Origin of the sequence: Streptomyces sp. NPDC014995 (assembly GCF_043080745.1) — a bacterium.
Taxonomy (GTDB): Bacteria; Actinomycetota; Actinomycetes; order Streptomycetales; family Streptomycetaceae; genus Streptomyces.
Window position 1 is genome coordinate 66,993 of record NZ_JBIBVX010000024.1, and the last position, 20,572, is coordinate 87,564.

Below are 20,572 nucleotides of genomic sequence, written 5' to 3' on the forward strand. Positions count from 1 at the left end.
GTGGTGCTTACAGAAGCCCTGCCCGCTCGCACGTCCGATCTCACCGGTGTCAGCCATCCGGCGCATCGGTCGCCCTGCCCTTCGCTCTCGGCCGGACACTAGCGGGCGTGAGGGGCTGTGTGATCGGTTAGTAACGCGTTTCACGTCTCAGGGCGTGAGACGCCGGTCACGTCGTCAATTCCTGTCGGATTCGCACCGATTGACCCCGTAGCGGCCGGCCGTGACGAAGGGAACGGAACGGATCCGGAGGGACGGTCTAGATTGGCCGCATGGTCAATCTGACGCGCATCTACACCAGGACCGGCGACCAGGGCACCACGGCCCTCGGCGACATGAGCCGGGTGGCCAAGACCGACCTGCGGATCGCCGCGTACGCGGACGCGAACGAGGCGAACGCGGTGATCGGTACGGCGATCGCACTGGGCGGTCTCGACGAGGAGATCGTCAAGGTCCTCACCCGTGTGCAGAACGACCTGTTCGACGTGGGCGCGGACCTGTCGACGCCGGTGGTGGAGAACCCGGAGTTCCCGCCGCTGCGAGTGGAGCAGTTCTACATCGACAAGCTGGAGGCCGACTGCGACCGCTTCAACGCCGAGCTGGAGAAGCTGCGGTCCTTCATCCTGCCCGGCGGTACACCCGGCGCGGCCCTGCTGCACCAGGCGTGCACGGTCGTCCGCCGCGCCGAGCGCTCGACGTGGGCCGCGCTGGAGGTGCACGGCGAGGTGATGAACCCACTGACGGCGACCTACCTCAACCGGCTGTCGGACCTGCTGTTCATCCTGGCGCGGACGGCGAACAAGGCCGTGGGCGACGTCCTGTGGGTCCCGGGCGGGGAGCGCTAGCGTCCGCGGGCGCCGGGCAGGGTGCGCGCCGCCCGGTACAGGCCCATGGCGGCGAGCACGCCTCCGACGCACATCATCACCACGCCGGCCTTCGTGAGGGTGACGACCGGCACCTCGACGTCCCCGGCGAACAGCCACAGCACCAGGCCGACGGCGAAGGTGGCGGCGCCCTCCAGCAGGTCCCTCGTCGCCCGGCTCATCGCCGGGCCCCTTCCTTCTCCTTCGGGGCCACGGCCCCCTCCGCCTCGGCGGCCGCCGGCGCCCTGCGGGGCCAGACCGTGTACGACAGGGCGATCAGGCCGTAGAGGCCGACCGTGCGCACGGCCACCCACTGGAAGGCGCGCAGCGAGCTGACGTCGCCGGAGTCGCCGACGTACCAGACGGCGAGCTGGAGCAGGGCCAGGGCGACGGCTGCGCCGCACACGGCCCGCAGCCACAACTTCGCCTCGTGGCGGGCGCGGGCGCGGCCGTGGCGCGGGGGCTTGGGCGGGGGCGGGGCACCGCCCAGACGGTGGGCGGCGTGGCCGTCGAGCCAGCGGATCGTGTAGTGGCCGAAGGCCACGGTGTAGCCGATGTACAGCGCGGCCAGGCCGTGTTCCCAGCCGGGCTCGGCGCCGTTCTTGAGATCGACGGCCGTCGCCACGAACAGGACCAGCTCCAGCATCGGCTCGCACAGCAGCAGCACGACACTCGTACGGCGCCACTTCAGCAGGTAGCGGACGGCCAGGCCCAACGCCAGCAGCACCCAGAAGCCGACCTCACAGGCGGCGATCAACCAGACGACCACGGTTCGCTCCTCTCGCTCACCCTTCCAGGCTCGCGGCGGGAGGGCGGGCCCGCGTCGTCGGCGGTGAGGAGCCCGCGGTACATCGAAAGATGCAGTGGGGAACCGTTCCCCGGCATCAGGCGGTGGGCGCGCCCGCCCTGTTGGATGGAGACATGGTCGTACGACTGCCCCGACCGCACCGCTTCGACGTGTGCGTCGCACTGGCCGGGCTGCTGGGCGGACTGCTCCTGTGGGGCGCCGGTCTGGGCACCCGCCCGGCCGACGAGCCGATCGTGCTCCTCGACGGCCGCTGGCCGATCCTGCTGCCGCTCGCGGTGACGGCCGGCTGCGAGGCGCTGCGCCGCACCCGGCCGCGTACGGCCCTGCTCGTGGGGACCGGTGCGCTGACCGCGGACACCCTCACCCAGGGCAACCTGGTCACCGTCGTGATGTTCACCGACCTGGTGTACGCGGCCGTGGTGTACGGGCCGCCCGCCACCGCCCGCCGCGTCCCCTGGATCACCGGGCTGCTCACGGTGGCCGGCACGGTGGTGCCCGTCGTGGTCTGGCGGGTGCCGGAGGCCCTGCTGATCGGTGTGGTCGTCGGCCTGATCGCGCTCATGCCGGCGGCCACCGGCTGGATCGTCCGCAACCACCGCGAGGTGGCCGAGGCCGCCCGGCTGCGCGCCGAACAGACCGCGCTGCTCGCCGAGATGGACCGCACGCAGGCGGTCGTCGCCGAACGCGCGCGCATGGCCAGGGAGTTGCACGACATGGTCGCCAACCACCTGTCGGCGATCGCGATCCACTCCACGGCGGCGCTCTCCCTCGACGACCCGGACACCTCGCGGCAGGCCCTGTCGGTCATCCGGGAGAACAGCGTGGAGGGGCTGGCCGAGATGCGGCGGCTGATCGGGATCCTGCGGGACGGCAGTGGAGACCGCGAACCGGCCGCCGCCCCCACCCTCGACGGCCTGGCAGCCCTGGTCGAGGGTGCCCGCGCCAACGGCCTCGACGTCACCCTGCGCACCGACCACGGCGAGGTGCCCGCCCCGGTCGAGCTGGCCGCGTACCGGATCGTCCAGGAATCGCTGACCAACGCCCTCAAGCACGCCTCACCCGGCCGGGTCACCGTCACCCTCGCCCAGCGCGACGAGATGCTGGACGTCCGGGTGACCAGCCCCTGCGGGCACCGCGACGGCCCGCGCGCTCCCGGCTCCGGCGCCGGACTCGCCGGGATGCGGGAGCGGACCACGCTGCTGGGCGGTGTGTTCGCCGCCGGGCCGCGGGGCGCCCGGTGGACCGTGCACGCCTGCCTGCCGACCACCGAGACCGCCCGAGGAGACTCCGCATGATCCGCGTCCTGGTCGCCGAGGACCAGTCCGCCGTCCGCGCCGGGCTGGTCCTCATCCTGCGCAGCGCGCCCGACGTCGAGGTGGTGGGCGAGGCGGCGGACGGGGAGCAGGCGGTGGCGCTGGCCCGGGAGCTGAGGCCGGACCTGGTGCTGATGGACGTTCAGATGCCGCTTCTGGACGGGGTGTCGGCGACCCGGAAGGTCGTCGGGGAGGGCCTCGCGGACGTCCTCGTCCTGACCACCTTCGACCTCGACGAGTACGTGTTCGGGGCGCTGCGGGCGGGGGCGGCCGGGTTCCTGCTGAAGAGCGCCGAGGCCAGGGACCTCCTCACGGCGGTGCGGACCGTGGCGCGGGGGGAGGGCGTCGTCGCGCCGGCCGTCACCCGCCGTCTCATCGCCGAGTTCGCGGCACTGCCGGTACGGGGGGCGAAGGCCGACCCGGCGGTGCTGGAGTCGCTGACCCGGCGCGAGCGCGAGGTCCTGTCGTGTCTGGGCGAGGGCCTGTCCAACGCGGGGATCGCCGAGCGTCTGGACATGGCCGAGGCGACGGTGAAGACGCACGTCAGCCGTCTGCTGGGCAAGCTGGAGCTGCGCAGCCGGGTCCAAGCGGCCGTCCTGGCGCAGGAGTTGGGGATCTAGCACCGACGTACCAGAGTGGTCCAGACCTATTGACCGGTGGTCCAGACCTTTCTATTCTCGCGGCACCGTGGGCGTGAAGGCTCAGTCACGCCCCCCACCCCCGCTCCCTGACAGAGGAGGCGCAGCATGCGCTTCAGACACAGAGCCGCGGCAGGGCTCGCGACCCTGTTGCTCCCCTTCGCCGGCCTGGTCGGCCTCGCGAGCCCGGCCCAGGCCGCGACCTCCGCCACGGCCACCTACGCCAAGCCCCAGGACTGGGGCACCGGCTTCGAGGGCAGGTGGACGGTGAAGAACACCGGCACCACCACCCTCACCTCCTGGACCGTCGAGTGGGACTTCCCCTCCGGTACGTCCGTCTCCTCCGCCTGGGACGCCGACGTCACCTCCTCCGGCACCCACTGGACCGCGAAGAACAAGTCCTGGAACGGCACCCTCGCCCCCGGCGCCTCCGTCTCCTTCGGCTTCAACGGCACCGGCTCCGGCTCCCCGTCCAACTGCAAGCTCAACGGCGGCAGCTGCGACGGCACCTCCGTCCCCGGCGACGCGGCCCCCTCCGCCCCGGGCACCCCCACCGCCTCCGGCATCACCGACACCTCGGTGAAGCTGGCCTGGAGCGCCGCCACCGACGACAAGGGCGTCAAGAACTACGACGTCCTGCGCGACGGCGCCAGGGTCGCCACCGTGACCACCACCTCGTACACGGACACCGGCCTGACCGCCGGGACCGACTACTCGTACACCGTCCAGGCCCGTGACACCGCCGACCAGACCGGCCCGGTCAGCGGGGCGCGCGCCGTGCGCACCACCGGCGGGACCACCGAGCCCCCGCCCACCGGCTCCAAGGTCAAGCTCGGCTACTTCACCGAGTGGGGCGTCTACGGCCGCAACTACCACGTCAAGAACCTGGTGACCTCCGGCTCGGCCGCGAAGATCACGCACATCAACTACGCGTTCGGCAACGTCAAGAACGGCCAGTGCACCGTCGACGACACCTACGCCGCCTACGACAAGGCCTACACCGCCGACCAGTCCGTCAGCGGCACCGCCGACACCTGGGACCAGCCGCTGCGCGGCAACTTCAACCAGCTGCGCCAGCTGAAGGCCAAGTACCCGCACATCAAGGTGCTGTACTCCTTCGGCGGCTGGACCTACTCGGGCGGCTTCGGCCAGGCCGCGGCCAACGCCGCCGCCTTCGCCAAGTCCTGCAAGGCCGTCGTCGAGGACCCGCGCTGGGCCGACGTCTTCGACGGCATCGACATCGACTGGGAGTACCCGAACGCCTGCGGCCTGACCTGCGACACCTCCGGCCCGGCGGCGTTCAGGAACCTCATGCAGGCCCTGCGCGCCGAGTTCGGCTCGAACTACCTGGTCACCGCGGCCATCACCGCCGACGGCTCCTCCGGCGGCAAGATCGACGCGGCCGACTACGGCGGCGCCGCCCAGTACCTCGACTGGTACAACGTGATGACGTACGACTACTTCGGCGCCTTCGACAAGGACGGCCCGACCGCCCCGCACTCCCCGCTCACCTCGTACCCCGGGATCCCGGCCGCCGGCTTCAACTCCGCCGACGCCATCGCCAAGCTGAAGGCGAAGGGCGTGCCCGCCGCCAAGCTGCTGCTCGGCATCGGCTTCTACGGCCGCGGCTGGACCGGCGTCACCCAGTCCGCCCCCGGCGGCACGGCGACCGGCGCCGCGCCCGGCACGTACGAGGCGGGCATCGAGGACTACAAGGTCCTGAAGAACTCCTGCCCCGTCACCGGCACCATCGCCGGCACCGCGTACGCCCACTGCGGCACCAACTGGTGGTCCTACGACACCCCGTCGACGATCGCCGGGAAGATGACCTGGGCCAGGAACCAGGGCCTGGGCGGCGCCTTCTTCTGGGAGTTCAGCGGGGACACCGCGAACGGCGAGCTGGTGAGCGCCATCAACAGCGGACTGTCGTAACCCTTTTCGAACGCTCGGGCGACGTCCACGCTCCCCCGGACTTCGACCGGGGGGACCCCACGCAGCGAGTGAATGCGGCTACGCCACGTTCACTCGCTGTCCGGGCGGGGCTGCCTCCAGCCACGCGAGGAAACCGGTCAGCGCGTCTTCGCTCATGGCGAGTTCCAGGCGCGTGCCCCGGTGCAGACAGACGAGGATCACCGCGTCGGAGAGCAGCGCCAGCTCCTCCTCGCCCTCGGGGAGGCGGCGGCCGGCCACCTCGATCGAGGCGCGCTCCAGGATGCGGCGCGGGCGGTAGGCGTAGGAGAAGACGCGGTACCACTCGATGCGGTCGCCGTTGTAACGGGCGACACCGTAACTCCAGCCCTTGCCGCTGGTGTCCGGCTTCTCGGAGACGTCCCAGCGCAGGGAGCAGTCGAAGGTGCCGCCGGAGCGCTGGATGAGTCTGCGGCGCAGGCCGAAGACGAACAGCCCCAGCACCACCAGGGCCACGACGATTCCGCACACAGTCAGAGCGAGGACCATCGACACCGACCTCCTCGTCTCCTAGGTACCTTCAATTCAGGTAACGGAACGGAAAAAACATCCAGATCTGCCTCAGCCGCGGCCGGCTCCGGATCGCTCCGGTGCCGGCCGCGGCTGAGTGACGTCATCGCACCAAGCGTGCGTCAGCGGGCGGCCGCCGCACGCAGTCGTACGTCGGCGCGGCGCTCGGCGAAGGCGTCGCCCTCCGCCTTCGCACGCTCCAGCTCGCGCTCCGCGCGCTGGACGTCGATCTCGTCCGACAGCTCGGCGATCTCGGCCAGCAGCGACAGCTTGTTGTCCGCGAACGAGATGAAACCGCCGTGCACCGCGGCGACGACCGTCCCACCATCACTCGTACGGATGGTCACCGGGCCCGACTCCAGCACACCGAGCAGCGGCTGGTGACCGGGCATGACGCCGATGTCGCCGGACGTGGTGCGCGCGACGACCAGGGTGGCCTCGCCGGACCAGACCTCTCGGTCGGCCGCGACCAGCGCGACGTGCAGCTCAGCAGCCAAGGTGGCTCCTCGGGTCACCACCCGGCGGGTCTGCCGGGTGTTGGTTACAAGTCTAGTAGGCGTGAGAGAGGGGGCGGGACGAGCCCGCCCCCTCACGACTCAGGCAGCTGCCCGGGTCAGGAGACGCCCAGCTCCTTCGCGTTCTTCTTCAGGTCCTCGAGACCACCGCACATGAAGAACGCCTGCTCCGGGAAGTGGTCGTACTCGCCGTCGCAGATCGCGTTGAAGGCCGCGATCGACTCGTCCAGCGGGACGTCCGACCCGTCGACGCCGGTGAACTGCTTGGCGACGTGGGTGTTCTGGGACAGGAAGCGCTCCACGCGACGGGCACGGTGGACGACGAGCTTGTCCTCCTCGCCGAGCTCGTCGATACCGAGGATCGCGATGATGTCCTGGAGGTCCTTGTACTTCTGCAGGATCGTCTTGACGCGCATGGCGGCGTCGTAGTGCTCCTGCGCGATGTAGCGCGGGTCCAGGATGCGGGACGTGGAGTCCAGCGGGTCCACGGCCGGGTAGATGCCCTTCTCGGAGATCGGACGGGAGAGAACCGTCGTCGCGTCGAGGTGGGCGAACGTGGTGGCCGGGGCCGGGTCGGTCAGGTCGTCCGCGGGGACGTAGATCGCCTGCATCGAGGTGATCGAGTGACCGCGGGTCGAGGTGATGCGCTCCTGGAGGAGACCCATCTCGTCGGCCAGGTTCGGCTGGTAGCCCACCGCGGAGGGCATACGGCCGAGCAGGGTCGACACCTCGGAACCGGCCTGCGTGAAGCGGAAGATGTTGTCGATGAAGAACAGCACGTCCTGCTTCTGGACGTCACGGAAGTACTCGGCCATGGTGAGGCCGGCCAGCGCGACGCGCAGACGGGTGCCCGGGGGCTCGTCCATCTGACCGAAGACCAGGGCGGTCTTGTCGATGACGCCCGAGTCCGACATCTCCTCGATGAGGTCGTTGCCCTCACGGGTGCGCTCACCGACACCGGCGAACACGGAGACACCGTCGTGGTTGTTGGCGACGCGGTAGATCATCTCCTGGATGAGCACCGTCTTGCCGACGCCGGCACCACCGAACAGACCGATCTTGCCGCCCTTGACGTACGGGGTCAGCAGGTCGATGACCTTGACGCCGGTCTCGAACATCTCGGTCTTCGACTCGAGCTCGTCGAAGTTCGGCGCCTTGCGGTGGATGGTCCAGCGCTCACCGTCGTAGGACTCGTCGACGTTCAGCACCTCACCGAGGGTGTTGAACACCTTGCCCTTGGTGAAGTCGCCGACCGGGACGGTGATGCCCGTGCCCGTGTCGGTGACGGCGGCCTGGCGGACCAGACCGTCGGTGGGCTGCATGGAGATGGTGCGGACCAGGCCGTCACCCAGGTGCTGGGCGACCTCCAGGGTCAGGATCTTCTTCTCGCCCGCGTTCGCCGGGTCGGCGACCTCGACGTGGAGGGCGTTGTAGATCTCCGGCATCGCGTCGACGGGGAACTCCACGTCGACGACCGGGCCGATGACCCGGGCGACGCGGCCCGTAGCCGTCGCGGTCTCAACAGTGGTGGTCATTAGCGGTCACTCCCCGCGGTCGCGTCGGCCAGGGCGCTCGCGCCACCGACGATCTCGCTGATTTCCTGGGTGATTTCGGCCTGGCGGGCCGCGTTGGCAAGCCGGGACAGCGTCTCGATGAGCTCTCCGGCGTTGTCGGTGGCCGACTTCATCGCGCGCCGCGTGGCGGCGTGCTTGGAGGCGGCCGACTGGAGGAGCGCGTTGTAGACGCGGCTCTCCACGTAGCGGGGCAGCAGGGCGTCGAGGACGTCCTCCGCCGACGGCTCGAAGTCGTACAGCGGAAGGATCTCGCCCTTCGGTGCAGACTCCTTCGCCACCTCGTCGAGGCTGAGCGGCAGCAGACGGTCGTCGAGCGCCGTCTGCGTCATCATCGAGACGAACTCGGTGAAGACGATGTGGATCTCGTCCACGCCGCCCTGCGCCGTGTCCTTCTCGATGGCCTCGATCAGGGGGGCCGCGACCTTCTTGGCGTCCGCGTACGACGGCTCGTCGGTGAAGCCCGTCCACGACTCCGCGACCTTGCGCTCACGGAAGTTGTAGTGGGCGACCCCGCGCCGGCCGACGATGTACGTGTCGACCTGCTTGCCCTCGCGTTCGAGGCGCGCCGTCAGCTGCTCGGCGGCCTTGATGGCGTTGGAGTTGAAGGCACCGGCGAGACCACGGTCGCTCGTCAGGAGCAGCACCGCGGACCGCGTGACCGTCTCGGCCTGCGTGGTCAGCGGGTGCTTGGTGTTCGAACCGGTACCGACCGCCGTGACCGCGCGGGTGAGCTCGGTCGCGTACGGCGTGGAGGCCGCCACCTTGCGCTGCGCCTTGACGACGCGCGAGGCGGCGATCATCTCCATCGCCTTCGTGATCTTCTTGGTCGCGGTGACGGATCGGATGCGACGCTTGTAGACCCGGAGCTGGGCTCCCATGAGTCAGGTCCCTTCCTTACGTCACTTGGCGGCGGACGTGGCGTCCTCGCCGAGCAGCTTGCCGTCCGAGGTCTCGAACTGCTTCTTGAACTCGGCAACGGCGTCGTCGATCGCCTGGATGGTGTCGTCCGACATCTTCGCGCCCTCCCGGATGGAGGTCATGAGGCCCTGCTCCTTGCGGTGCAGGTACTCCAGGAGCTCCCTCTCGAAGCGGCGGACGTCGGCGACCGGGACCTCGTCCATCTTGCCGTTGGTGCCGGCCCAGATGGAGACGACCTGGTCCTCGGTGGCCATCGGCTGGTACTGGGCCTGCTTCAGCAGCTCGACCATGCGCGAACCACGCTCCAGCTGCGCCTTCGACGCGGCGTCCAGGTCGGAACCGAAGGCGGCGAACGCCTCCAGCTCACGGAACTGGGCGAGGTCGACGCGGAGACGGCCGGAGACCTGGCGCATCGCCTTGTGCTGCGCGGAACCACCGACTCGGGAGACGGAGATACCGACGTTCAGCGCGGGGCGCTGACCGGCGTTGAACAGGTCCGACTCCAGGAAGCACTGGCCGTCGGTGATGGAGATGACGTTGGTCGGGATGAACGCCGAGACGTCGTTGGCCTTGGTCTCGACGATCGGCAGACCGGTCATCGAGCCGGCACCCATGTCGTCGGAGAGCTTCGCGCAGCGCTCCAGCAGACGGGAGTGCAGGTAGAAGACGTCACCCGGGTAGGCCTCGCGGCCCGGCGGGCGGCGCAGCAGCAGCGACACGGCGCGGTAGGCGTCGGCCTGCTTCGACAGGTCGTCGAAGATGATCAGGACGTGCTTGCCCTCGTACATCCACTGCTGACCGATGGCCGAGCCGGTGTACGGCGCCAGGTACTTGAAGCCGGCCGGGTCGGACGCCGGGGCGGCGACGATGGTCGTGTACTCCAGCGCGCCGTTCTCCTCCAGCGCGCGGCGGACCGACGCGATGGTCGAGCCCTTCTGGCCGATGGCGACGTAGATGCAGCGGACCTGCTTCTTCGGGTCGCCCGAGCGCCAGTTGTCGCGCTGGTTGATGATCGTGTCGACGGCCAGGGCGGTCTTGCCGGTCTGGCGGTCACCGATGATCAGCTGACGCTGACCACGGCCGATCGGGGTCATCGCGTCGACGGCCTTGTAGCCGGTCTCCATCGGCTCGTGCACCGACTTGCGCTGCATGACCGTGGGGGCCTGCAGCTCGAGGGCGCGGCGGCCGGACGTCTCGATCTCGCCGAGGCCGTCGATCGGGTTGCCGAGCGGGTCGACGACGCGGCCGAGGTAGCCCTCGCCCACCGCGACGGAGAGGACCTCACCGGTGCGGGTGACCGGCTGACCCTCCTCGATGCCGCTGAACTCACCGAGGATGACGCAGCCGATCTCGCGCTCCTCGAGGTTGAGGGCGAGACCGAGGGTGCCGTCCTCGAACTTCAGCAGTTCGTTGGCCATGGCCGAGGGCAGGCCCTCGACCTTCGCGATGCCGTCGCCGGCAAGGGTGACCGTACCGACCTCCTCGCGCGAGGCCGCGTCCGGCTTGTACGACTGGACGAAGGTCTCCAGTGCGTCCCGGATCTCCTCCGGCCGGATCGTGAGCTCCGCCATCTGGGTTCCCTGCTCTCCTTGTTGGGCCCGAAGTTTCTTTGGGGGTCTGGGGGCGACCCCCAGGAATCCTCTGCACGGCCCAACCAGGGCCGTAAGCACTACTGCGTGTTGAGTTGCTGTTAGCTCGCCATGCGGCGGGCGGCGTCCTCGATGCGGTCCGCGAGGGAGCCGTTGATCACCTCGTCGCCGACCTGCACCCGGATCCCGCCGAGGACCTCGGGGTCCACGTCGAGGTTGAGGTGCATCTGACGGCCGTAGAGCTTCGCGAGGGCGGCGCCCAGGCGCTGCTTCTGCGCGTCGCTCAGCGGTACCGCGGACGTGACGACGGCCACGACGCGGTCCCGGCGCTCGGCGGCGAGCTTGGACAGGGACTCGAGTCCCGACTCCAGGCTACGTCCCCGCGGCGCGGTCACAAGGCGCGTCACCAGACGCTCGGTGGCCGCGTCGGCCCGGCCGCCGAGCAGGCTGCGCAGCAGCTCGCCCTTGGCCGAGGCGGTGGCCTTCCGGTCGGTCAGTGCGGCGCGCAGCCCGGTGCTCGAGGAGACGATCCGCCCGAAGCGGAACAGCTCGTCCTCGACGTCGTCGAGCGTGCCGGCCTTCTGCGCGGCGGTCAGGTCGGCGGTGTCCGCCAGTTCCTCCAGCGCGTCCACCAGGTCGCGCGACTGCGACCAGCGGGAGCGCACCAGGCCGGACACCAGGTCGGCGGTGGTGCCGCTGACCTGGTTGCCGAGCAGGCGCTGGACCAGCTCGGCCTTGGCCTCACCGGCCTGCGCCGGGTCGGTGAGGACCCGACGCAGCGACACCTCGCGGTCGAGCAGCGCGGTGACGGCCGCCAGCTCGGCGGCGAGCTGCGTCGCGTCCACGGACGTGGAGTCCGTCAGCGCGTCGAGACGCTCGCGTGCGGCTGCCAGGGCCTCGCGGCTCGCTCCGTTCATCGCGCGGCCTCGGCCTTCTCCTCGAGCTCGTCGAGGAAGCGGTCGATGACGCGGCTCTGCCGGGCGTGGTCCTCGAGGGACTCGCCGACGAGCTTGCCGGCCAGTTCGGTGGCGAGCTTGCCGACGTCCTGACGCAGCGCGGACGCGGCGGCCTTGCGGTCGGCCTCGATCTGGGTGTGACCGGCGGCGACGATCTCCTCGCGCTGCCGCTGGCCTTCCGCACGCATCTCGGCGATGAGCGCGGCGCCCTGCTCCTGCGCCTCCTGGCGCAGACGCGCGGCCTCGTGGCGGGCCTCGGCGAGCTGAGCCTTGTACTGCTCAAGAACGCTCTGGGCCTCGGTCTGCGCGGCCTCGGCCTTCTCGATACCGCCCTCGATGGCCTCGCGACGCTCTTCCAGAACCTTGTTGATGTTCGGGAGGAGCTTCTTGGCGAGGAAGCCGAAGACGATGACGAAGGCGATCAGGCCGATCACGAGCTCCGGAATCGGCGGGATGAGGGGGTTCTCGGCCTCCTCAGCCGCCAGCTGAACCAGGGGGCTCATATCAGTGCCTTTCGTCGAAAGGGGCGGTCCGACGGTTCAGGTCAGGCGCTCGGGTAAACGAACGGCATGACCAGACCGATCAGGGCCAGCGCCTCACAGAAGGCGAAGCCCAGGATCTGGTTGGCGCGGATCAGGCCGGCCGCCTCGGGCTGGCGGGCGAGCGCCTGGGTGCCGTTACCGAAGATGATGCCGACGCCGACGCCCGGGCCGATCGCGGCGAGGCCGTAACCGATCGAGCCGAGGTTGCCCTTGATCTCGACGCCGGCGGCAAGGGTCTGGAGAGCGGACATGCCGGTTCTTCCTTCTCTTTCAATGACCGGTGGGGGTTGGCCACCGGATGTCTGGGTGGGTGTGCGGGGGCTCAGTGGTGCTCGGCGAGCGCGCCCTGGATGAAGCTGCAGGTCAGCAGGACGAAGACGTAGGCCTGGACCGCCTGGATGAAGAGCTCGAAGGCCGTCATCACGATGACCATCACGAACGAGACGGCCGAGTAGGCGATGCCGATGCCGTTCAGCATGTACCAGCTGGCGATCGTGAAGAGCAGCAGCAGGGTGTGACCGGCGAACATGTTCGCGAAGAGTCGGACGGCGTGGGTGAAGGGCCGCACGAGGAGGTTCGAGAACAGCTCGATCGTCATGGACAGCGGGAGCACCGCGCCCAGCGACTTGTCGTAGCCGGTGAAGTTCTTGAAGGCGCCGACGAAGCCGTGCCGCTTGAAGGTCAGACCGACCCACAGGAAGTAGACGATGGCGGCCAGGACGGCGGGGTACGAGATGATCGCGGTGACCGGGAACTGGGCGATCGGGATGATCGACCACAGGTTCATGATCCAGACGAAGAAGAAGAGGGCGACGACGAGCGGGACGTACTTCTCGCCTTCCTTCTTGCCGATGGTCTCGTAGACGACACCGCGCCGGACGAAGTCGTATCCGGCCTCGGCGACCATCTGGAGCTTGCCGGGGACGACCTTCGGCTTGGCGAAGGCGGCCCAGAAGAAGCCCACGATGACGATCGAGCCGAGCAGCGCCAGCAGCATCGTCTTGTTGAAGTACAGGTTGCTGTCGGCGTCGCCCCAGAGCGGCTCGAACAGGAACGAGTGCAGGCCCGGAGCCGGGAAGCCACAACCGTCGAACAGGTGGCAGTCGGTCTCGAAGGCGAGCACCTGCGTCGGGTCAGCACTCACCGCGGGCTCCTTCATCGTGGCGCATAGGTACGGCAACCTCGTTGTGTCGGCGCGGCGCACGGCCGCGATTCGGCACGGGACTGGTGTTACGGATGTGGGGGCGGCGTGGGGGCATCTCGCCTCGCGTATGAGCAGGCGTCAGCTCGGATGCCCGCGCCCGCGATGCCGCAGTTGGCACCGGACGATAGCAGGATCTCTCAGGCGTCTTTATCCCGGCCCTACCCCTCACGACGAGTGCCCCGTCTTTTCGGGCTTGTCGCCCGTGGCGGAGCTGGTCGAGTCGGGTTCGACGTAGAGGACCTTGGCCTTCATGTGGGCTCGCGTCTGCGCGGCGATCCACGCGAGGGTGCCGGCGACGAGCGAGACGGCGAAGGCCCGGGGGTTGAACAGCGTGGTGTTCTTGAACGCGGCCATGAAGATGAACAGCAGCAGGATCTGCGCCGCGTAGAGCATCAGGCCCATGGCCTGGAAAAGCTGCGGAAGCGATTTGGCGGTGCGCTGCAGGACGTAGAGACCGAGCCCCATGAACAGGATGACCACCACGGTCGCGACGACGGCTCCGATCGCTCCCTTGCCGCCCGCGACCACTGCGCTGACGACGGCGGCAATCGCGCCGACGGCAGCCGTGGGCACGGCGGCCTGGGCCAGGATCCGGACGTCGTTGGACGGCATGGCGGCAACTCCGCTTTCAATGGGGGCAGGGGTGTCGTCATGGACGAGCGTAGTCCCGGTCCGAGGGGGGTGAAGACCTCACACCAATGGACCGTCGCACTGCGGTCCTTCGGCTCTATCCGGGGTTCTCGTGAACCGTATCACAAACTATTTGATGAGGTCTTTACCTGGTGGGTGTGCTTGCTGTCACACATGAGAGTGACACTGCGCGTCTGTGCAGAAACAGCGCCCACTTGTCTGGTATTGGGCGCTTTGCCGTCCCGGCGCTTCCCCACGACTTGGCAATGCTCTCGTCGGATTCTTACCTTGCCGTGCCCGAGGTCGGCCGGGAGGCCGGACGCGAAGCCGTACGCGAACGAGCGCCCACGGCGGTCGCCCCGTTGACACCGGAGACGCCGACGGCGACCGGGGTGCGGGACTCCGGCTGCTCCTGCTCCTGCTCCGGGCACTCCTGCGCGGACACGACGCCCGCCGCCTCCGGCAGCACCTTGCGGCGCCGGTAGCGCGGCGGCACGAAGGCCTCGGCCCAGCGCGGGGCGCGCGGCGTGAAGCGCGGCAGCAGGAGCAGCACGAGCCCGATCGCGCTGAGGATCACGACGCCGAGGACGATCCACATGGACGCCGAGTTGACCGAGTAGGTCAGCGCGCCGAACGCGATCAGCGCCGACCAGAAGTACATGATCAGCACCGCCCGGCTGTGCGAGTGGCCGATTTCGAGCAGCCGGTGGTGCAGGTGGCCGCGGTCCGCGGCGAACGGCGACTGGCCCCGCCAGGTGCGGCGCACGATCGCCAGGATCAGGTCGGCGGCCGGGATCGCGATGATGGTCAGCGGCAGCAGCAGCGGAATGTAGACGGGCACCGTCTGGTGCACGGTGTTGCGCTCCGAACCGGAGAACAGGTTCATCACGTCCGGGTCGACCTGGCCGGTGATGGAGATCGCCCCCGCCGCCAGCACCAGCCCGATCAGCATCGAGCCGGAGTCGCCCATGAAGATCCGCGCCGGGTGCATGTTGTGCGGCAGGAAGCCCAGGCACATGCCCATCAGGATCGCCGCGAACAGGGTCGCCGGGGCGGCGGCCTCGATGCCGTACGAGTACCAGATGCGGTAGGCGTACATGAAGAACGCGGCCGAGGCGATGCACACCATGCCGGCGGCGAGGCCGTCGAGGCCGTCGACGAAGTTGACCGCGTTGATGGTGATGACGACCAGCGCCACCGTCAGCAGGGTGCCCTGCCACTGGGTCAGCGCCACCGTGCCGACGCCCGGGATCGGCAGCCACAGGATCGTCAGACCCTGCATGACCATCACGCCGGCCGCGATCATCTGGGCGCCCAGCTTGATCAGGGCGTCGATCTCGAACTTGTCGTCGAGGACGCCGATCAGCCAGATCAGCGCGGCCCCGGAGAGCAGGGCGCGCGGCTCGTTCGACTTCTCGAAGACCTCGTTGAGGTTGGTGAGGTGGTCGGCGACCAGCAGGCCCGCGCACAGGCCGAAGAACATGGCGATCCCGCCGAGCCGTGGAGTGGGTTCCCGGTGCACGTCACGGGCCCTGATCTGCGGCATCGCTCCGGCCACGATCGCGAACTTCCGTACCGGCCCTGTCAGCAGATACGTCACCGCGGCCGTGATGCAGAGCGTCAGCAGGTATTCACGCACAGGCTTCCCCACAGGTCTCGCTGGCCATCTCAGCCCCACACCCTAGCGACGGCCGCATATGGTTGGGGACTTCCGGGTAGCCACGATGGTTGCACGTGTGGCTGTGTACGGGCCGCGCCTACCCCGGTTCAGCCGGGATACGGCGGAAATCCCCGGGCCAGCTCCCGGACTTCTTCACGCGCCGTCCTGCCCTCGACCTCGTCCCGCAGGACGCCCGCCATCAGCTTGGCGATCCGCGTCATCTCCCCCTCGCCCATGCCCTGCGTGGTCACCGCGGCCGTGCCCAGGCGCAGGCCGCGGGCGTCGGCGTGCGGCAGCGCGCAGCAGTCCAGCACCATCCCGGCGGCCGCGAGCCGGCCGCGCGCGGTGCGCCCGTCCACGCCGAGGGGCGCCGGGTCGGCGGTGATGAGGTGCGTGTCGGTCCCGCCCGTGGTGACGGCGAACCCCTCCGTCTCCAGGCCGGCCGCGAGAACCCTCGCATTGGCGACCACCTGATGGGCGTACGCGGCGAACGCCGGTGTAGCCGCCTCGCCGAACGCGACCGCCTTCGCGGCGATGGTGTGCATCTGGGCCCCGCCCTGGGTGAAGGGGTAGACGGCCCGGTCCACCCGCTCCGCCAGCTCCGACCCGCAGAGGATCATCCCGCCGCGCGGCCCGCGCAGCACCTTGTGCGTGGTGGCGCAGACGATGTCGGCGTACGGCACCGGGGAGGGCGCCGCTCCCCCGGCGACCAGCCCGATGGGGTGGGCGGCGTCGGCGATGAGGTAGGCGCCGACCTCGTCGGCCACCTCCCGGAAGAAGGCGTAGTCGATGTGGCGCGGATAGGCGATGGACCCGCACACGATCGCCTTCGGCCGGTGGCTGCGGGCCAGCGTGCGCATCTGCTCGTGGTCGATGAGACCGGTCTCGGCGTCCACCCCGTAGGGCACGAAGTCGAACCAGCGGCCGGAGAAGTTGGCGGGCGAGCCGTGCGTGAGGTGGCCGCCGTCGGGCAGCCCGAGGGCGAGCACGGTGTCACCGGGCCGCAGCAGGGCCGCGTACGCGGCGAGCACGGCCGACGATCCCGAATGCGCCTGCACATTGGCGTGCTCGGCCCGGAACAGCGCCTTGGCGCGCTCCACGGCGAGACGCTCGGCCACGTCGACGATCTCGCAGCCGCCGTGGTGACGGGCCCCCGGATAGCCCTCCGCGTACTTGTTGGCGAGCGGCGAGCCGAGCGCGGCCAGCACGGCCGGCGAGGTGAAGTTCTCGGCGGCGATCAGCTGCAGCGCCGACGCCTGCCGCTCCCGTTCCCCGAGCAGGATCTCGGCCAGCTCGGGGTCCTGCCGGCGCAGGACGTCGGCCTCGGTGGCATGGGTGACCGGCATGGTGGACTCCGGGCGTCGACGGTGACGTAGGTCCAATGTAGGCCCGGGACGCCCGGGACGCCCGGTGTCGGCAGGGCCGGAAGTGACGGATCTACATCCGCGCGGGCACACCCGTGAGCGCCGTGACGACGGGATCCAGCGCCTGGTGTATCTCGTCCCCGATCGACCGGAAGAACGGCAGCGGCGCCCCGTAGGGGTCGTACACCTCGTCCGCCTCCGCCGTCGGCGCCAGCAGCCACCCGCGCAGCGCCGCCGCCGCGCGGACCAGGGCGCGGGCGCGCATCACCACGCCGTCCTCCAGCGGGGGCAGCGTGGCCGGGTCGATGGCGTTGACCAGGCGGGTGAACTCCTTGAGGGTGAAGGTGCGCAGGCCCGCCGAGTGGCCCATGGAGATGACCTGGGCGCGGTGGTCACGGGTGGCCGTCAGCACCAGGTCGGCCCGGATGACGTGCTCGTCGAGGAGCTCGCGGCCGGTGAAGCCGGAGGCGTCCGCGCCGAAGTCGGCCAGCACGGTCTCCGCGTTGGCCTCCATGGGCGCGCCCTCGTGGCCCCAGGTGCCCGCGCTCTCCACGATCAGCCCGCCGCCCAGCACCCCGAGCCGCTGCGACACGAAATGCCGGGTCAGCCGCTCGGTGATCGGCGAGCGGCAGACGTTGCCGGTGCTGACGTGGAGGATGCGGAAGGTGTCGCGCGGAAACCCGAACGTCGTCGTCTCCTCCGCGCTGCGCTCCCCGTTGCCTATGCCACGCCCCGCGTCAGGGGCTGTCAATTCGCCACCTCGAGGTCGGGTACGACCTTCCGCAGCTCGTCCGCCGTGATCGCGCCCGCGCGCAGCAGCAGGGGCACGTCACCGCTGACGTCGACGATCGAGGACGGGACGTTGCCGGGGGTGGGCCCGCCGTCCAGGTAGACGGAGACGGAGTCGCCGAGCATCTCCTGGGCGGAGTCGCAGTTCTCCGGCGCGGGGTGGCCCGTCAGGTTCGCCGAGGAGACGGCCATGGGGCCGACCTCGGTCAGCAGCTCGATGGCGACCGGGTGCAGCGGCATGCGCACCGCCACCGTGCCGCGGGTGTCGCCCAGGTCCCACTGGAGGGACGGCTGGTGCTTGGCGACGAGCGTGAGCGCGCCCGGCCAGAAGGCGTCGACCAGCTCCCAGGCCAGCTCGGAGAAGTCCGTGACGAGGCCGTGCAGGGTGTTCGGGGAGCCGATGAGGACGGGGGTGGGCATGTTGCGGCCTCGGCCCTTGGCCTCGAGCAGGTCGCCGACGGCCTCCTTGGAGAACGCGTCGGCGCCGATGCCGTACACCGTGTCGGTGGGGAGGACCACCAGCTCGCCGCGGCGGACGGCGGACGCGGCTTCGCGCAGACCCGTCACGCGGTCGGTCGCGTCGTTGGTGTCGTATCGCCGTGCCATGTCTAGCGGGCCTCCTCGTGCACGTACTGCTGGGGGTGGGTCGGGGTGGCGCTCACGGCATCGCCCTGCGGGCGGTCGCGAAGCGCGGGCGGTTGTTGAGGTCGGGGTGGTCGGCCGCGTCGGCCCAGCCCCGCTCCTCGGTGAAGATCCACGGCACCTGGCCGCCCTGGGTGTCGGCGTGCTCGATCACGACGACGCCGCCGGGGCGCAGGAGCCGGTGCGCGGTCCGTTCCAGACCGCGGATGAGGTCGAGGCCGTCCTCGCCGGAGAACAGGGCCATGTCGGGGTCGTAGTCCCGCGCCTCGGGAGCGACGTACTCCCACTCGGTGAGCGGGATGTACGGCGGATTCGAGATGACCAGGTCGACCTGGCCGTCGAGGTCCGGGAAGGCGGTCAGGGCGTTGCCCTGGCGCAGGTCGACCCTGGACCCCTGCACGTTCTTGCGCGTCCACACCAGGGCGTCCTCGGACAGCTCCACGGCGTGCACGCGGGAGCGCGGGACCTCCTGGGCGAGGGCGAGCGCGATGGCGCCGGAGCCGGTGCACAGGTCGACGATGCACGGCTCGACGACGTCCATGGCCCGTACCGCGTCTATGGCCCAGCCGACCACGGACTCGGTCTCGGGCCGCGGGACGAAGACGCCCGGACCGACCTGGAGCTCCAGGTAGCGGAAGTAGGCCCGGCCGGTGATGTGCTGGAGCGGCTCGCGCTGCTCGCGCCGGGCGATGACCTCCCAGTACCGGGCGTCGAAGTCGGAGTCCTTGACGGAGTGGAGCTCGCCGCGCTTCACACCGTGCACGAACGCGGCGAGTTCCTCCGCGTCGTTGCGCGGCGAGGGCACGCCGGCGTCGGCCAGCCGCTGGGTGGCCTGCGCTACCTCAGCGAGCAGCAGGCTGCGAGGGCTTGGGGGTCGCCCCCCAAAGGATTGCTGCACGCGTGTCCTCCGTGTCGTACTCGTCCGTGCGTACTGCCTTACGCCGTCGGTGCGTGGGTACTGCCTTACGCCGCTGCCAGCTTCGCCGCCGAGTCCGCGTCGACGCAGGCCTGGATCACCGCGGCGAGGTCGCCGTCCAGGACCTGGTCCAGGTTGTAGGCCTTGAAGCCGACGCGGTGGTCCGAGATGCGGTTCTCCGGGAAGTTGTACGTACGGATCTTCTCGGAGCGGTCGACGGTGCGGACCTGGCTGCGGCGGGCGTCGGCGGCGTTCCGCTCCGCCTCCTCCTGCGCCGCGGCGAGCAGCCTGGAGCGCAGGATACGCAGTGCCTGCTCCTTGTTCTGCAGCTGGCTCTTCTCGTTCTGGCAGGAGGCGACGACTCCGGTGGGCAGGTGCGTGATGCGCACGGCGGAGTCGGTGGTGTTGACGGACTGCCCGCCGGGGCCGGAGGACCGGTAGACGTCGATGCGCAGGTCGTTCGGGTTGATCTCGACGTCGACCTCCTCGGCCTCCGGCGTGACGAGGACACCGGCCGCGGAGGTGTGGATGCGGCCCTGGGACTCCGTCGCCGGCACGCGCTGGACGCGGTGCACACCGCCCTCGTACTTCAGTCGCGCCCAGACGCCCTGACCGGGCTCGGTCTGGCCCTTGGCCTTCACCGCGACCTGGACGTCCTTGTAGCCGCCCAGCTCGGACTCGGTGGCGTCGATGATCTCGGTCTTCCAGCCGACGCGCTCCGCGTAGCGCAGGTACATCCGCAGCAGGTCGCCGGCGAACAGCGCGGACTCGTCGCCGCCCGCGCCCGCCTTGATCTCGAGGATGACGTCCTTGTCGTCGCTCGGGTCACGCGGGACAAGCAGGAGGCGCAGCTTCTCGGTCAGTGCCTCGCGCTGCTTCTCCAGGTCCTTGACCTCGGCGGCGAAGTCCGGGTCGTCGGCGGCGAGTTCGCGGGCGGTCTCGATGTCGTCGCCGGTCTGCTTCCAGGAGCGGTACGTGGCGACGATCGGGGTGAGCTCGGCGTAGCGCTTGTTCAGCTTGCGCGCGTTGGCCTGGTCGGCGTGGACCGACGGGTCGGCGAGCTTCTTCTCCAGATCGGCGTGCTCACCGATGAGTTCCTCGACGGCCTCGAACATCTCTGGCTCCTGTACTGCGTGGGAAAGGGAAGGCGGGCGACCAAAAACGCCGGTCCCGGCG

22 protein-coding genes are annotated in these 20,572 nt (G+C 69.9%); 4 read left to right on the forward strand and 18 right to left on the reverse strand.

Annotation, left to right across the window (positions count from 1 at the left end; all coding sequences use genetic code 11):
- Positions 1 to 269: 269 nt before the first annotated feature.
- Positions 270 to 842 (forward strand): cob(I)yrinic acid a,c-diamide adenosyltransferase, encoded by a 573-nt coding sequence (locus ACF1A1_RS35975; RefSeq protein WP_392005881.1) that lies wholly within the window; start codon positions 270 to 272, stop codon positions 840 to 842.
- Here the strand turns inward: ACF1A1_RS35975 and ACF1A1_RS35980 are convergent.
- Together ACF1A1_RS35980 and ACF1A1_RS35985 are read right to left on the reverse strand one after the other, a co-directional pair.
- Positions 839 to 1,042, reverse strand: a complete 204-nt coding sequence (locus tag ACF1A1_RS35980) for a DUF5708 family protein (RefSeq protein WP_392005883.1) — start codon at positions 1,040 to 1,042, stop codon at positions 839 to 841. The genes ACF1A1_RS35975 and ACF1A1_RS35980 overlap by 4 nt on opposite strands.
- Positions 1,039 to 1,629: a hypothetical protein gene (locus ACF1A1_RS35985; protein WP_392005885.1), complete on the reverse strand. Its 591-nt coding sequence runs from the start codon at positions 1,627 to 1,629 to the stop codon at positions 1,039 to 1,041. Before ACF1A1_RS35985 ends, ACF1A1_RS35980 begins: the two co-directional genes overlap by 4 nt.
- Positions 1,630 to 1,781: 152 nt before the next feature.
- On the opposite strand from ACF1A1_RS35985, the gene ACF1A1_RS35990 reads away from it, so the two are divergent.
- From ACF1A1_RS35990 to ACF1A1_RS36000, 3 genes are all read left to right on the forward strand, one after another.
- Positions 1,782 to 2,963 (forward strand): sensor histidine kinase, encoded by a 1,182-nt coding sequence (locus tag ACF1A1_RS35990; RefSeq protein WP_392005969.1) that lies wholly within the window; start codon positions 1,782 to 1,784, stop codon positions 2,961 to 2,963.
- The gene (locus ACF1A1_RS35995; RefSeq protein ID WP_392005887.1) at positions 2,960 to 3,601 is read left to right on the forward strand and encodes a response regulator; all 642 of its coding nucleotides are present in this window, start codon (positions 2,960 to 2,962) and stop codon (positions 3,599 to 3,601) included. The genes ACF1A1_RS35990 and ACF1A1_RS35995 overlap by 4 nt, the downstream gene beginning before the upstream one ends.
- A 126-nt stretch (positions 3,602 to 3,727) precedes the next feature.
- Positions 3,728 to 5,551: a glycosyl hydrolase family 18 protein gene (locus tag ACF1A1_RS36000; RefSeq protein ID WP_392005889.1), complete on the forward strand. Its 1,824-nt coding sequence runs from the start codon at positions 3,728 to 3,730 to the stop codon at positions 5,549 to 5,551.
- 78 nt (positions 5,552 to 5,629) lie between these two features.
- On the opposite strand, the gene ACF1A1_RS36005 is transcribed toward ACF1A1_RS36000, so the two are convergent.
- The 16 genes from ACF1A1_RS36005 to prfA form a co-directional block, all read right to left on the reverse strand.
- Complete coding sequence (locus tag ACF1A1_RS36005; RefSeq protein WP_392005891.1) at positions 5,630 to 6,076, reverse strand: DUF2550 domain-containing protein; 447 nt, start codon at positions 6,074 to 6,076, stop codon at positions 5,630 to 5,632.
- Between the two features lie 143 nt (positions 6,077 to 6,219).
- A complete protein-coding gene (locus ACF1A1_RS36010; RefSeq protein ID WP_095750282.1) occupies positions 6,220 to 6,594 on the reverse strand; it encodes a F0F1 ATP synthase subunit epsilon in 375 nt (124 codons plus the stop codon).
- Positions 6,595 to 6,710: 116 nt separating this feature from the next.
- Positions 6,711 to 8,147: a F0F1 ATP synthase subunit beta gene (atpD, locus tag ACF1A1_RS36015; RefSeq protein WP_392005893.1), complete on the reverse strand. Its 1,437-nt coding sequence runs from the start codon at positions 8,145 to 8,147 to the stop codon at positions 6,711 to 6,713.
- Positions 8,147 to 9,064 carry a F0F1 ATP synthase subunit gamma gene (locus tag ACF1A1_RS36020; protein WP_392005895.1) on the reverse strand — a complete coding sequence of 306 codons (918 nt, stop codon included), beginning with the start codon at positions 9,062 to 9,064 and terminating at the stop codon, positions 8,147 to 8,149. Before ACF1A1_RS36020 ends, atpD begins: the two co-directional genes overlap by 1 nt.
- A 21-nt stretch (positions 9,065 to 9,085) precedes the next feature.
- Positions 9,086 to 10,675 (reverse strand): F0F1 ATP synthase subunit alpha, encoded by a 1,590-nt coding sequence (atpA, locus tag ACF1A1_RS36025; RefSeq protein ID WP_392005897.1) that lies wholly within the window; start codon positions 10,673 to 10,675, stop codon positions 9,086 to 9,088.
- A 119-nt stretch (positions 10,676 to 10,794) separates the two neighbouring features.
- Positions 10,795 to 11,610 carry a F0F1 ATP synthase subunit delta gene (locus tag ACF1A1_RS36030; RefSeq protein WP_392005899.1) on the reverse strand — a complete coding sequence of 272 codons (816 nt, stop codon included), beginning with the start codon at positions 11,608 to 11,610 and terminating at the stop codon, positions 10,795 to 10,797.
- Complete coding sequence (locus tag ACF1A1_RS36035) at positions 11,607 to 12,152, reverse strand: F0F1 ATP synthase subunit B (protein ID WP_189942655.1); 546 nt, start codon at positions 12,150 to 12,152, stop codon at positions 11,607 to 11,609. Before ACF1A1_RS36035 ends, ACF1A1_RS36030 begins: the two co-directional genes overlap by 4 nt.
- Positions 12,153 to 12,193: 41 nt before the next feature.
- On the reverse strand, positions 12,194 to 12,442 hold the full coding sequence (locus ACF1A1_RS36040) for an ATP synthase subunit C (protein WP_010357477.1): 249 nt from the start codon (positions 12,440 to 12,442) through the stop codon (positions 12,194 to 12,196).
- Positions 12,443 to 12,513: 71 nt separating this feature from the next.
- Positions 12,514 to 13,350, reverse strand: a complete 837-nt coding sequence (gene atpB / locus ACF1A1_RS36045; protein ID WP_392005901.1) for a F0F1 ATP synthase subunit A — start codon at positions 13,348 to 13,350, stop codon at positions 12,514 to 12,516.
- Between the two features lie 210 nt (positions 13,351 to 13,560).
- Positions 13,561 to 14,007, reverse strand: coding sequence for a hypothetical protein (locus tag ACF1A1_RS36050; protein WP_392005903.1), 447 nt, complete (start codon positions 14,005 to 14,007; stop codon positions 13,561 to 13,563).
- A gap of 301 nt (positions 14,008 to 14,308) precedes the next feature.
- Positions 14,309 to 15,664, reverse strand: a complete 1,356-nt coding sequence (locus ACF1A1_RS36055; protein ID WP_392005905.1) for an MraY family glycosyltransferase — start codon at positions 15,662 to 15,664, stop codon at positions 14,309 to 14,311.
- A 128-nt stretch (positions 15,665 to 15,792) separates the two neighbouring features.
- Positions 15,793 to 17,031 carry a serine hydroxymethyltransferase gene (gene glyA, locus ACF1A1_RS36060; protein WP_392005907.1) on the reverse strand — a complete coding sequence of 413 codons (1,239 nt, stop codon included), beginning with the start codon at positions 17,029 to 17,031 and terminating at the stop codon, positions 15,793 to 15,795.
- Between the two features lie 91 nt (positions 17,032 to 17,122).
- Positions 17,123 to 17,800, reverse strand: coding sequence for a protein-tyrosine-phosphatase (locus tag ACF1A1_RS36065; RefSeq protein WP_392005909.1), 678 nt, complete (start codon positions 17,798 to 17,800; stop codon positions 17,123 to 17,125).
- Positions 17,797 to 18,444, reverse strand: a complete 648-nt coding sequence (locus ACF1A1_RS36070; RefSeq protein WP_384650575.1) for an L-threonylcarbamoyladenylate synthase — start codon at positions 18,442 to 18,444, stop codon at positions 17,797 to 17,799. Before ACF1A1_RS36070 ends, ACF1A1_RS36065 begins: the two co-directional genes overlap by 4 nt.
- A 52-nt stretch (positions 18,445 to 18,496) precedes the next feature.
- Positions 18,497 to 19,336 carry a peptide chain release factor N(5)-glutamine methyltransferase gene (gene prmC, locus ACF1A1_RS36075; protein WP_392005971.1) on the reverse strand — a complete coding sequence of 280 codons (840 nt, stop codon included), beginning with the start codon at positions 19,334 to 19,336 and terminating at the stop codon, positions 18,497 to 18,499.
- 107 nt (positions 19,337 to 19,443) lie between these two features.
- Positions 19,444 to 20,511 carry a peptide chain release factor 1 gene (gene prfA, locus ACF1A1_RS36080; RefSeq protein WP_392005911.1) on the reverse strand — a complete coding sequence of 356 codons (1,068 nt, stop codon included), beginning with the start codon at positions 20,509 to 20,511 and terminating at the stop codon, positions 19,444 to 19,446.
- Positions 20,512 to 20,572 lie beyond the last annotated feature (61 nt).

Excerpts from the sequence above, each read along its gene's own strand:
- glyA (WP_392005907.1), bottom strand. The coding sequence starts at position 17,031 with ATGCCGGTCACCCATGCCACCGAGGCCGACGTCCTGCGCCGGCAGGAC.
- ACF1A1_RS35975 (WP_392005881.1), top strand. The coding sequence starts at position 270 with ATGGTCAATCTGACGCGCATCTACACCAGGACCGGCGACCAGGGCACC.
- prfA (WP_392005911.1), bottom strand. The coding sequence starts at position 20,511 with ATGTTCGAGGCCGTCGAGGAACTCATCGGTGAGCACGCCGATCTGGAG.
- ACF1A1_RS35995 (WP_392005887.1), top strand. The coding sequence starts at position 2,960 with ATGATCCGCGTCCTGGTCGCCGAGGACCAGTCCGCCGTCCGCGCCGGG.
- atpD (WP_392005893.1), bottom strand. The coding sequence starts at position 8,147 with ATGACCACCACTGTTGAGACCGCGACGGCTACGGGCCGCGTCGCCCGG.
- ACF1A1_RS36040 (WP_010357477.1), bottom strand. The coding sequence starts at position 12,442 with ATGTCCGCTCTCCAGACCCTTGCCGCCGGCGTCGAGATCAAGGGCAAC.
- ACF1A1_RS36005 (WP_392005891.1), bottom strand. The coding sequence starts at position 6,076 with ATGGTCCTCGCTCTGACTGTGTGCGGAATCGTCGTGGCCCTGGTGGTG.
- atpA (WP_392005897.1), bottom strand. The coding sequence starts at position 10,675 with ATGGCGGAGCTCACGATCCGGCCGGAGGAGATCCGGGACGCACTGGAG.
- ACF1A1_RS36035 (WP_189942655.1), bottom strand. The coding sequence starts at position 12,152 with ATGAGCCCCCTGGTTCAGCTGGCGGCTGAGGAGGCCGAGAACCCCCTC.
- ACF1A1_RS35990 (WP_392005969.1), top strand. The coding sequence starts at position 1,782 with ATGGTCGTACGACTGCCCCGACCGCACCGCTTCGACGTGTGCGTCGCA.
- ACF1A1_RS36020 (WP_392005895.1), bottom strand. The coding sequence starts at position 9,064 with ATGGGAGCCCAGCTCCGGGTCTACAAGCGTCGCATCCGATCCGTCACC.
- ACF1A1_RS36050 (WP_392005903.1), bottom strand. The coding sequence starts at position 14,007 with ATGCCGTCCAACGACGTCCGGATCCTGGCCCAGGCCGCCGTGCCCACG.
- atpB (WP_392005901.1), bottom strand. The coding sequence starts at position 13,350 with ATGAAGGAGCCCGCGGTGAGTGCTGACCCGACGCAGGTGCTCGCCTTC.
- ACF1A1_RS36030 (WP_392005899.1), bottom strand. The coding sequence starts at position 11,610 with ATGAACGGAGCGAGCCGCGAGGCCCTGGCAGCCGCACGCGAGCGTCTC.
- ACF1A1_RS35980 (WP_392005883.1), bottom strand. The coding sequence starts at position 1,042 with ATGAGCCGGGCGACGAGGGACCTGCTGGAGGGCGCCGCCACCTTCGCC.
- ACF1A1_RS36000 (WP_392005889.1), top strand. The coding sequence starts at position 3,728 with ATGCGCTTCAGACACAGAGCCGCGGCAGGGCTCGCGACCCTGTTGCTC.
- ACF1A1_RS36070 (WP_384650575.1), bottom strand. The coding sequence starts at position 18,444 with ATGGCACGGCGATACGACACCAACGACGCGACCGACCGCGTGACGGGT.